1 protein-coding gene and 1 pseudogene are annotated in these 739 nt (G+C 61.4%); both read left to right on the plus strand.

The genetic code is table 11. The features are described from left to right. Nucleotides 1-430, plus strand: a pseudogene (locus tag CKF42_RS20930) (Fe2+-enterobactin ABC transporter substrate-binding protein); the annotation flags it as partial. 124 nt (nucleotides 431-554) lie between these two features. After that, the coding region (locus tag CKF42_RS20935) for an iron chelate uptake ABC transporter family permease subunit (protein ID WP_146239972.1) at nucleotides 555-739 on the plus strand (185 nt) is incomplete at its 3' end.

Here is a 739-nt window from a genome sequence, read left to right on the forward strand (position 1 = left end):
AACCTGGCCTGCGCTGACGCTGCCGCCGCAGCCGGTTTCCGCGATGGTCTGGAACGGCGACGGGCGGGCCGTGAACCTGTGGACGGCAGCGTCAGCGCAGGCCAGGTTACTGCAGCAGCTGGGCTTCACGCTGGCGACGCCGCCCGCCAGCCTTCACGCCGGGCACAGTATGGGAATGCGCAAAGATATTCTTCAGCTGTCAGGTGAAAATCTGGCGGCGGGCCTGAATGGTCAGACTTACCTGCTGTTTGCCGCCGACGATAACACCACTGCACAGGTGATGAGCAACCCTTTCCTGGCGCAGACCCCGGCAGTAAAAAGCAGGGCGGTCTATGCACTGGGGCTGGATAGCTTCCGCCTCGACTACTACAGCGCCAGCAATCTGCTGACGCGGCTGGAGACGCTGTTTGTTAACGGTCGTGGCGTCTGAGAGACGGGATAACCTGCAGAAATGATGAGGCTTATCGGTCGCTTAATCGCATGGGTTTCTCTGTGACTCTTCTGGTGAAGGCTTAAACGTTATGCGTCAATGTCGCGCAATCGCAGGTTCAGGGATGCTGCTGTTGCTACTTTTCGCGCTCAGTCTGATGCTGGGCGCCAAATCCATTCCCCTCCATGAGGTCACTCAGGCCCTGTTCACCGACTGCACCCGCGTCGATTGTGTCATCGTGCGTGACGCCCGGCTGCCGCGCACGCTGGCGGGGGTGCTGGCCGGATGCAGCCTGGGGCTGGCGGGGGC

It is taken from the genome of Pantoea sp. ARC270 (genome assembly GCF_003236725.1).
In the GTDB taxonomy this organism is placed as follows: domain Bacteria; phylum Pseudomonadota; class Gammaproteobacteria; order Enterobacterales; family Enterobacteriaceae; genus Pantoea; species Pantoea anthophila.